Source organism: Microbulbifer okhotskensis (assembly GCF_023895975.1).
GTDB classification, from domain to species: Bacteria; Pseudomonadota; Gammaproteobacteria; order Pseudomonadales; family Cellvibrionaceae; genus Microbulbifer; species Microbulbifer okhotskensis.
Window position 1 is genome coordinate 21,536 of sequence record NZ_JALBWM010000048.1, and the last position, 9,176, is coordinate 30,711.

Genomic DNA, 9,176 nt, shown 5'->3' on the forward strand with positions numbered 1-9,176 from the left:
AGTTATTTGAGTAATAGGTCCGATGCGGACGAGGGTCTCGGAATCGTGCTGCCCATCAAAGTGGGTCTGGCTATCCATCCAAAGGGAGTGCTCCAACTTGGTGGAGAGCTTTTGTGCAGCCCTTTTGAACAGCGCCCAGGAAGCGTGGTTGTCTTCAGTTATCGTTGTTTCTAGGAATCTAACCGACTTGCAGTGCGGGCGGCCAAAGATGTGAGTGAGCATCCGTGAGGCAAGCCCCACCCCCCGAGCTTGTTCAGCTACCGCAACCTGCCAAATAAAAAGGGTGCCTGCACGGTCGGGGACTAAGTACCCAGAGATAAAGCCGACGACCTTACCTTCGGCCTCTGCAATTACGGATGTGCTGGAAAAGTGGCCGCATTGAAGAAGATTGCAATAGCTGGAGTTGGTATCTAGTGGCGGACAACTCTCAATTAATCGATATACGGCCATACCATCCTCAAGGGAAGGAGACCTTAGCAAAATATTTTCTGAACTAGACAAAAAACCATCCCGATCAACGCAATATAATTTCACCTCTAAATACATCTCCGATCAAATAACGCACAAATGGCGCCTTTAACGTTCAATTCAGGGGTTATTACGTCGAAATTCCTATAAAATTGTTTTGAACGCTAAATATCGTACACAAATTAAATTTAATGTCCAGCGGCGCACCGTTAAATTGATCACAACATTTGGCCTAAAAAAGACCAGCTGCTTGGGATGATCACCCCAAGTCGACCCAAAAATCCTGGCAGCTATTGCGGAAAGCGAAGGGAAGGTGCCCGACTGACCGGGGGGGGCTCACCGGTTAAAATTAAGCGCCCTTGAGTGCCCATGGCGATGGCCTTACTTGTTTCACGGCTACTGACTCAGAAGCTATTAGTGATTAGGATGCGCACCTATATAATCCACATATTTCACTCCTAATTCCGAGATTGAGAGGTAGCTTTGAATAGCATCGAACAAGTTTTGGTCGCCTTGCGGCGCGTGATAAGAGCGACAGACTTGCACTCCAAGCATCTGGCTAAAACGACCGGACTGACTGCGCCACAGGTTTTATTGCTGCAGGCGATTCGAAATAAGGGGGAGGTGACTATCGGAGAGCTGGCCAACGAAGTCAGCCTGAGCCAGGCAACAGTGACCAACATACTGGACCGACTGGAAAAGAGAGGCTTTGTCTATCGCCAGCGCTCGCAAGCTGACAAACGTAAGGTGCACGCCTACCTCACTGAAGAGGCGGTTGAGACATTAAGAGATGCCCCGATCCCCCTGCAAGACCAGTTTACCCGCCAGTTTGGCGACCTGAAAGAATGGGAGCAGAGCATGATCATAGCCTCCCTGCAGCGTGTAGCTCAAATGATGGACGCCCAGCACATTGACGCTTCCCCGGTTCTGGATATTGGGGTGCTGGATAGGCAGGGGGCCTCCATGGACAAGCCCAATGCCGCTTTAGATTATGGTGAGGGTTCCGATTCAGCAGATAAAAAATAGAGATTGATGAAGGTTGGCTATGCTTGCAGCAGCCAACCTTTGTTGCCGGCTTACTGAGATGCGTATTAGGCATCGCAATTAAACGACGGTCGACCCCTATTTAGCTGAAGTCGTGAGCATGGATATTTTAATTGCCGGGGCAGGCCCCACTGGGTTAACCGCCGCAGTAGCCTTGGCTTCCAAGGGTGCTGATTGTCGTATCGTCGAGCTAAGAAATGGACCTTCTGAACTCTCTCGGGCCGCTGGTATTTTGCCGGGAACTATTGATGCCTTGAACGGGCTCGGGGTCGCTGATGCCTTTCTCTCCGAGGCGACACCTCTCAGGAAAATACATCTATTGCGCGACGAAAAAACCCTGGCTCACATAGATAATCGCGAGACTATATTCAGAGACAGAGTACCCCTCGGATTACCTCAAAATCGAACGGAAGATATTTTAAGGGGCGTGCTATCCGGCAGGGGGCTTAAAGTTGAATACGGACTTTCAGCGGCAAACATAACGACCACGCCGGACAAGGCCGATGTGAACTTTTCTGATGGTAGCAGCGACTCTTTCGACTGGGTGATTGCCGCTGATGGCATTCAGCCTGTAATCCGCCAGCAACTCAAAATTCAGTATCCAGGCATAGACCTTCCCACCAGGTGGTCGATTGCAGATGTTGACCTGAATGGAAGCTTCGATCCGGAGGAGGTGACTCTGGACCTTTACGGATCGAACGGCCAGTTCACCTTGATTCTCCCAATTGAAAAACGTCGTGCCCGCATAGCCTCGTCCGCCGAGAACGCTCTCTCAGCGATGAGGTTGCCCCTGGAAGTGGCTGGCATTCGAAAAGAGGCTGCTTTCAAGATCTCAATACGTCAAGCTCAAACCTATCGCAAAAATCGGGTTCTGCTTGCTGGGAATGCGGCTCACTGTCACTCTCCCGTGGGCGGCAAAGGGATGAACCTCGGCATGGCAGATGCCATTGCAGCGGCAGCGTCAGTACTAAGTGGAAGTGCGGACCATTACTCAAGTGAGCGGTACCGGGCTGGAGAGAAGGTCATCAAGAAAACTGAGTTGACAAGACGCCTTATCTCCTCCGGCAACCCGCCGGCAAGGTCTGTTTTGTGGTTATCCGCAAAGGGCATCTCTTCAATGCCGATGCTCCACAGGGCCTTTATGGCGCAGTGGATCGCCGTGTAGCAAAGCGCTACAGCCGCCCCGGAACCGCCAATCGCCATTTCTCACTGAGCCAGTAAGCTACCTTTGTATCGCTCCATCCGTGCTTGCACGAATGCAACCAGAGAGAATCGCATCACAAAAAGGTGGAAAAACCTAAGTATTTGATCGACGTCGAAGCTTATTTGGCTTTATTCCAAATAAGGTGTGGACAAAACCGAGAACTCGGTGATAGGATTCGCCTCGCTGGTTTAAAAGCCATTTTAAATAGTAGTTCAACTCGTAGTGTTAGTCATAATCCTTCGTTCTGTCTCTTTTAAAAATTTTAGTTTTTAACCGCTTGATCTCCAATATAATTGGAGCGCATTAATTCATTACAGGATATATATTATGTCTAACAGAGCTACCGGTACCGTTAAGTGGTTTGACGAAGGTAAAGGTTTTGGTTTTATCGCTCAGGAATCAGGTCCTGACGTTTTTGCCCACTTCAGTGCCATTTCTAGCAGCGGTTTCAAAACCCTGACTGAAGGGCAAGCTGTAGAATTTACAGTTACCCAGGGCGCTAAAGGCCCGCAGGCAGAAAACATCGTTTGCCTATAGTTTTTAGGCGCCATCCCCATTGGGGATAACGCCCAGGCACTTCCCTTATACCTTCAGGTGTAAGGGAAGTACCTTAAAATAGATAGTTTTTTATTTTATTACGATTCAAATTTCTTCATCTTGTTTCATTTCTGAAACACCTAAATACCCCCCCAATTGATTCACCCTCACCTAAAAACCAACTTCCAAATACTAAAAGTTCTGCACCCGTGCGCGAGCACCAGTGATCTGCTTTGCAATAGCCGCGGGGGCCCCTCGAAAATAACGTTTAGTTGATTTCTACCCAATAGAGTGAAGCTAAGTACAGTGATGGTTCTGTGCTGTGGTGATCAATGACTGAAAACCAAGAGGTAGCCGCTCGATAGCGCTCCCAACTTCGGAGTCATGTGGCAAGTGGATGGCAGGGCGCCCTCGCAGGAAGGGGGAAACATCCAGGGCAAGCTTTCCGGGTCAACAGAGATAATCGGGAATCCCCTGATGGTTGGCGGACTGTTAACTCATCCGTGGTATATCAGCTAGATGCACCTTGCGGGATGATCCCTCTCGTATCAACTTGTAAAATGACCACTTACATCGCACTCAAGCTCACCGCCAGGCGTAGATGTTGGATATCTAGCGATGCGCCGCTGTGTGGACCTGCAACACCAGCCCTGGTGGCCAGACTTCCGCTTGTTTCCGCCATTGATGGTGATAGCCTTGTAAAATGAATTTAATCTTGCCCTTCGAATATCAAGGGCGATTGCGCTGGATTTTGCGCTCTCGCCCAATCTATGACTCGCCCATCCTAGCCAGAGTACCTCCAGCCCTCGATTCGGGGCATTTTTCACTAACATCCGATCCTCTACTTGTAAGTTTTAAGGATATATAAAATGAAAATAACGCCTCTGATGGTATTTTTAATAGCGGGATTGGGGTTGTTTTCCTGTAGCGATGACAGGGCTTCCCCCACGACAAGCTACACGACGGCGGAAGCTTTTCTTGAGTCGGAGGGTTTTGTGGGCACAATACTCGTCAAGAAAAATGGTGTCGATACTCTGAGAAAAGGGTTTGGTTTCGCCAACAAAGAACTACCACTGCCAAATGGAATCAACACCCGATATCGAGTCGGATCTCTTTCAAAAACTTTAACGGCGTTAGCAATTGTCCAGCTGAAAAATTCAGGGGAGATCTCGGATTACGATACTCCTGTTTCAGAGTTTATTCCGGACTACCCCGGCGGCGAGAAAATTACGATTAGACACCTGTTAACTCATCGCTCAGGCATCCCTGAATTCTTCAATGGGGTTGATCACCATCATACTTTTAGCCCTTTGGAGCTGGTCAATCTATCCAAAAATAGCCCTCTGGAATTTGAACCTGGTGAAAAATACAGCTATTCAAATTCAAACTATATTTTATTGGGGTACCTCATTGAGCTGCTGTCTGGGCAAAGTTACACAGAATTCCTTTCACGCAACATACTAGAACCACTCGGCATGGATGCTACCACCTATGGTAGTAGTGAAATACTTGATAGCGGCCATGCGACTGGCTATAAAGGCGCCCAGCAAGCAGAGCCCGCAAAATATATTGATATGTCTATACCCTATTCAGCCGGTGCTTTATCTAGCAACCTTGCCGACCTGGAAGTTTGGTCTGAATCTTTTGCCAAAGAACTACTGGTTTCTACCGCCGATAAAAAGGACATTTTTATCGATGACGGCTATGGTTTTGGTTGGGTTACCACTTCCGTTGCCGGCAAAAAGGTGATCACCCAATCGGGAGGGATCTACGGGTTTAGTGCGCTGATCATTATTTTCCCAGAAGAAAACAGCCTTATAATTGGGCTTACCAATTTAGAGGGCGAGCAGGCAAACCTTAAACGGATGGCGGCTATCATTGCTGAGAACGAGTTTTAAAATCCTCGCGCCAATGTCAGAAAGTGGTTCCAAGTAAACTTGACTCCACTCCTCCTGAGGCCCTTTTGCTAGGGCTTCGGCATTTTTTTTGCCAGCTCCAGCAACTTGGTATTATAGGCTTGAGCGTAAAATTTGTTGTTTTCATGCCCTCCAACATTCAGGGCGAAGTCTTTATAAAGATGAAAGCCGGTTCCGCACATCAGGAGGGGTTCTTGCCAGTAGCCTGCCAACTCCCCCGTTAAGTCATCCTCAGAAATACCTGGTATCACATGACCGCCTCCTGAAACAAAAACACTTACGAATTTCGCGCGGTTACGAGAGAAGTCAATGGTCGCATCAGAAAATCCGCGATCAGCGGACAAGACTGGGGCATTGGCAGTCGTGATCAGTTCGTAGCTTCTGGAAAGCTCAACCCATAGCCAGGCAACAACGCCGGCCAAGAGAATCACGCCCAGCGCAAAGGTGTTTTTAACTGTCAATCTCATTGACCCTTCTCATTTGCAGGCACAGATACAGATCCCCAAAGACTGCGCCCCAAGCAGGAAAAATACTCTGTGAACGCTTGGCTAATTTTCAGCCGCTGCTGGCCCTGGGGATATAGACCCAACTTAGCCTCCTGACTGGCTTTTGAGCCTGCCACTAAAAAATTATTGCTGATGCTGGCATCCTGAATAAAAGCCTCAAAGGCCCGAGCACAAAGCTCCACTGGTTCGCTGTAATAGACAGAACCGCTTGCCTTATCGGTGCTGACGGAAGCTATTACCAGGCCGCTGGGTTTATTACCGCTTTCATCCAGCATTACGGCTTTGAAACATGCGAAGAGCAAGTCATTCAGAGGATGGGGCACCGGGGTTGCATCGCGCAGCCAGGCCTCTGACGCATACATAGCGCTCGAAGTATCACTGAACGCTTTTTGTGCAAGGTAATGATCGAGCGCGTGAAACCACTCGTGGGCAATCGAGCCGGGCCCAGCATTTTTTGCCAGAGAAAAACTTCGCGCTGAAGGGTTATAAAACGCGGCCATACCCGGACGCCCGCCAATTCCGTATTGAAAAGACAGGGTCCCGCGAAGGGATAACAGAGCCTCCGGTCCTTTCAGGATGGCCATTAAATCATCAAGGGCATCGTAAAAAAACCCGGCAGCCAGATCCTGCTCCTCTTTGGTGACCCAGCGGCCGACGGCGATAGAGCGGAAGCCAAACCGCCGCCTTACGTCCGCAAATGAAACGGGTCGTCGTTGGGAGGCGGCGTGGCCACTACGATAAAACGTCCTGGCTAGGACCATAATAGATGCCGATAGATTGAGGGAAGGTCGATATTAATCCTTTGAGTTGGGGGCTGACAAGATGTCGATGGTGGTGGAAATAGTGCTACGGGGTCAACCAAGCCAATAGCTTTGGTGATCGCTTAATTATTCGCTAGATTGCCTTCTTAATTGCCAAGATTAACCTCACCTTAGCTAGAGTACCGAAGATGGGAAGCTATCCGTTCAAAATTACTCCTCCCAGCCAGAAAAATACTCCACCAAATAATCAATTGCCAATCGTGCACGCATCGGTAAAAAGCGGCGATTCTGGTACACAATCCAACTACTGGCTCCGCGCCCCCAGAAAGATTCCAAGATGGGCAGTAACAGGCCTTGTTTGATTGAGGTACTGAAACTACTTTTTGGCATATAAGCAATACCAAGACCTTGCTCACAGGCTTTTACGACTGCATGGGCATTATTACTTCTCCAGCGCCCTCCAACTTTTATACTTTCCGCCGCCCCATCCAAATCAAAAACCCACTGGTCATTATTGGCCACCAGACAACTTTGTGTTTTCAGTTGGTAGGGGTGTTCGGGAATACCATTCTTTTTCAAATAACTCTGGCTGGCGACCGCCATCATCTGTCGGTCAGCGAGCTTTCGAGCAATCAACCCAGAGTCCTCCAGGCGACCATAGCGTATGGCAAAATCTATCCCGTCCTCAACAAAGTTGACCATCCTGCTATTGAAATCCATATCGATTTTCAACCCTGGATGCTTCAGGCCAAACTCCATAAGGGCGGGAGCGACATACTGTTCAGCGAAGATACCGGCGCAGCTGACTCTCAATGTACCATTGAGCTGAAACTGCTGCTGGCCCACCAGCTCATTTGCCTGTTGCAGGCCTATTACCAGTTCCTTACAGCGCTGGTAATAGGCGGTCCCAACCTGGGTAAGGCTTACCAGGCGTGTCGTACGGGCCAGCAGGGCCGAGCCCAAACGCTCTTCCAGCCGTGATACCTGCCTACTCACATGGCTAGTGCTACACCCCAGTTTTTTGGCTGCCGCAGAGAACCCCTGGCTCTCCGCTACGGTTACAAACTCGACTAAACCGTCAAAATTATCCATTTTTCATCAATCTATTGTTGCTAAATAGCAAAAGTATTTCGCAGATTGCACCTATTATCGGCAGATAAGGGATAATCTACAATCCCTCCCCACTGAATGCTTACCAACAAAGGAAAGAAACATGAAAAAAGTACTTATCCCGGTTACTAATCACGCCACCCTTGGTGAAACAGATCAGGCCAATGGCACTTATTCCCCGGAGTTGACCCACGCTATTCATGTTTTTATGGAAAATGGGCTCGACTTTGACATTGCCTCCATTAAAGGTGGTAAGGCACCTCTCTACGGCACTGATATCGAAGGCGATGATGTCAATCAAAAAGTACTCAATGACGGGGATTTCCAAAATCGTATCAACAACACCATTCCCGTAGGCCAGCTGAATATTGCTGACTACGATGCGGTCTTTTATCCCGGCGGATTTGGCTTACTTTCTGACTTGGCGACCAATGAGGACTTCGCCAAACTGAGCGCTAAGCACTACGAAGAGGGTGGCATCCTGGCAGCAGTCTGCCACGGTCCCGCCGGCTTCCTGCCTATCACGCTAAGCAATGGTGAAAAGCTGCTGGCAAGCAAGTCCGTAACCGGTTTCACCCGTGAGGAGGAGATTGACTTCGGCACTATCAACGACATCCCCTTCTTGCTGGAGGAATCTCTGGCCAGAAGTGCTGAACGTTATAGCAAAGTGCAGCCCTGGCAGGAGTTTGTTATTGAGGATGGGCGTGTGATTAGTGGTCAGAACCCCGCAAGCGCTCACGCGGTAGGCCTGGCCATTACCAATCAACTTGCCAGATAAATGAGCTGTGGGCCGGCTCTTTTTTGGGGCCGGCCCACAATTCGAAGTAGAGGTTTCCCCAAGTGCAAAATGCCATTATTTACCCGTCTCTTATGCTTATTGCTGGGATTGGGATACCCGTAATGACAACGCTGAACAGCGGCCTTGGCGTTAAGCTCGGTAGTTCAGCCCTGGCAACGACAGTACTGTTTCTAGTTGGACTGGTAATTTCTGCAGCGTACCTCTTAAAAACGGAGGGGCTACCCAATGAAGTTTTTCAGAAAGATATCGCCTGGTACTTCTACTTGGGTGGGGTATTAGTAGCATTCTATATACTTAGTGTGACCTGGGTGTCGCCAAAGTATGGTGTGGGTAATGCAGTATCTTTCGTTCTTTTAGGGCAGTTACTCGCTATCAGTGTCATCGACCATTTTGGATTGATGGGAGCGCAACAGTCTAGCCTGGATAGCAAGCGCCTAACCGGGCTCGCCATGATGGTTGTCGGCGCGCTGTTAGTGGTAAAGCGTACTTCTTAATTTTACAAATAAAAGCTTCATATTTGGTGAGAGAATAATGGCTAATCTATTCGTTATGGCAAAAGTGACAGCCCAGCCATCATATACACCTCAGGCGTCAGCGCTATTAATTGAGTTAGCGCGTCAATCAGAAGAAGAGTCCGGATGCATATCCTACAAAATTCTACCGTCCCTGGATGAGAGTAACGTTTTCATAACTCTTGAAGTGTGGGAATCTCCGGAAGCGGAGCAGCAACATTGGGATACGGCGCATTTGAAACAAATACTTGCAATGTTGACCCCCAGGGCTGTCCCATATAAATCAGCTTAAATCGTGGCTGTAATTATCTTGTCTAAA

The 9,176-nt window shown here is 48.8% G+C and carries 10 protein-coding genes and 1 pseudogene; 7 read left to right on the forward strand and 4 right to left on the reverse strand.

All coding sequences use genetic code 11. The features are described from left to right. Positions 1–21 precede the first annotated feature (21 nt). Positions 22–546 (reverse strand): annotated as a pseudogene (ectA, locus tag MO867_RS12105) (diaminobutyrate acetyltransferase); the annotation flags it as partial. Between the two features lie 405 nt (positions 547–951). Between ectA and MO867_RS12110 the strand changes: the two are divergent. The 4 genes from MO867_RS12110 (at position 952) to MO867_RS12125 (ending at position 5,151) form a co-directional block, all read left to right on the forward strand. Next, on the forward strand, positions 952–1,494 hold the full coding sequence (locus MO867_RS12110) for a MarR family winged helix-turn-helix transcriptional regulator (RefSeq protein WP_252467513.1): 543 nt from the start codon (positions 952–954) through the stop codon (positions 1,492–1,494). 118 nt (positions 1,495–1,612) lie between these two features. Then, positions 1,613–2,677: an FAD-dependent oxidoreductase gene (locus tag MO867_RS12115; RefSeq protein ID WP_252467515.1), complete on the forward strand. Its 1,065-nt coding sequence runs from the start codon at positions 1,613–1,615 to the stop codon at positions 2,675–2,677. A gap of 366 nt (positions 2,678–3,043) precedes the next feature. Further along, a complete protein-coding gene (locus tag MO867_RS12120; RefSeq protein WP_252467517.1) occupies positions 3,044–3,253 on the forward strand; it encodes a cold-shock protein in 210 nt (69 codons plus the stop codon). A gap of 869 nt (positions 3,254–4,122) precedes the next feature. Further along, a complete protein-coding gene (locus MO867_RS12125; RefSeq protein WP_252467529.1) occupies positions 4,123–5,151 on the forward strand; it encodes a serine hydrolase domain-containing protein in 1,029 nt (342 codons plus the stop codon). A gap of 68 nt (positions 5,152–5,219) precedes the next feature. Here the strand turns inward: MO867_RS12125 and MO867_RS12130 are convergent, their stop codons facing one another. The 3 genes from MO867_RS12130 to MO867_RS12140 all read right to left on the reverse strand — a co-directional run bounded on the left by MO867_RS12130 (position 5,220) and on the right by MO867_RS12140 (position 7,528). Further along, positions 5,220–5,636, reverse strand: a complete 417-nt coding sequence (locus MO867_RS12130; RefSeq protein WP_252467531.1) for a hypothetical protein — start codon at positions 5,634–5,636, stop codon at positions 5,220–5,222. After that, positions 5,633–6,436 (reverse strand): CLCA_X family protein, encoded by an 804-nt coding sequence (locus MO867_RS12135; RefSeq protein ID WP_252467533.1) that lies wholly within the window; start codon positions 6,434–6,436, stop codon positions 5,633–5,635. The genes MO867_RS12130 and MO867_RS12135 overlap by 4 nt, the downstream gene beginning before the upstream one ends. 210 nt (positions 6,437–6,646) lie before the next feature. Next, positions 6,647–7,528, reverse strand: coding sequence for a LysR family transcriptional regulator (locus MO867_RS12140; protein WP_252467535.1), 882 nt, complete (start codon positions 7,526–7,528; stop codon positions 6,647–6,649). A 121-nt stretch (positions 7,529–7,649) separates the two neighbouring features. Between MO867_RS12140 and MO867_RS12145 the strand changes: the two genes are divergently transcribed. The 3 genes from MO867_RS12145 (at position 7,650) to MO867_RS23990 (ending at position 9,149) form a co-directional block, all read left to right on the forward strand. Next, positions 7,650–8,324: a type 1 glutamine amidotransferase domain-containing protein gene (locus MO867_RS12145; RefSeq protein ID WP_252467554.1), complete on the forward strand. Its 675-nt coding sequence runs from the start codon at positions 7,650–7,652 to the stop codon at positions 8,322–8,324. Positions 8,325–8,416: 92 nt separating this feature from the next. Then, the gene (locus MO867_RS12150; RefSeq protein WP_256473979.1) at positions 8,417–8,839 is read left to right on the forward strand and encodes a DMT family transporter; all 423 of its coding nucleotides are present in this window, start codon (positions 8,417–8,419) and stop codon (positions 8,837–8,839) included. A gap of 55 nt (positions 8,840–8,894) precedes the next feature. Then, entirely contained in the window at positions 8,895–9,149 is a 255-nt protein-coding gene (locus tag MO867_RS23990; RefSeq protein WP_373565887.1) for a putative quinol monooxygenase, read from the forward strand. Positions 9,150–9,176 lie beyond the last annotated feature (27 nt).

What these genes read in the sequence shown, in the direction of transcription:
- MO867_RS12115 (WP_252467515.1), top strand. Translation starts at nt 1,613, where the DNA reads ATGGATATTTTAATTGCCGGGGCAGGCCCCACTGGGTTAACCGCCGCA.
- MO867_RS12120 (WP_252467517.1), top strand. Translation starts at nt 3,044, where the DNA reads ATGTCTAACAGAGCTACCGGTACCGTTAAGTGGTTTGACGAAGGTAAA.
- MO867_RS12125 (WP_252467529.1), top strand. Translation starts at nt 4,123, where the DNA reads ATGAAAATAACGCCTCTGATGGTATTTTTAATAGCGGGATTGGGGTTG.
- MO867_RS12130 (WP_252467531.1), bottom strand. Translation starts at nt 5,636, where the DNA reads ATGAGATTGACAGTTAAAAACACCTTTGCGCTGGGCGTGATTCTCTTG.
- MO867_RS12135 (WP_252467533.1), bottom strand. Translation starts at nt 6,436, where the DNA reads ATGGTCCTAGCCAGGACGTTTTATCGTAGTGGCCACGCCGCCTCCCAA.
- MO867_RS12140 (WP_252467535.1), bottom strand. Translation starts at nt 7,528, where the DNA reads ATGGATAATTTTGACGGTTTAGTCGAGTTTGTAACCGTAGCGGAGAGC.
- MO867_RS12145 (WP_252467554.1), top strand. Translation starts at nt 7,650, where the DNA reads ATGAAAAAAGTACTTATCCCGGTTACTAATCACGCCACCCTTGGTGAA.
- MO867_RS12150 (WP_256473979.1), top strand. Translation starts at nt 8,417, where the DNA reads ATGCTTATTGCTGGGATTGGGATACCCGTAATGACAACGCTGAACAGC.
- MO867_RS23990 (WP_373565887.1), top strand. Translation starts at nt 8,895, where the DNA reads ATGGCAAAAGTGACAGCCCAGCCATCATATACACCTCAGGCGTCAGCG.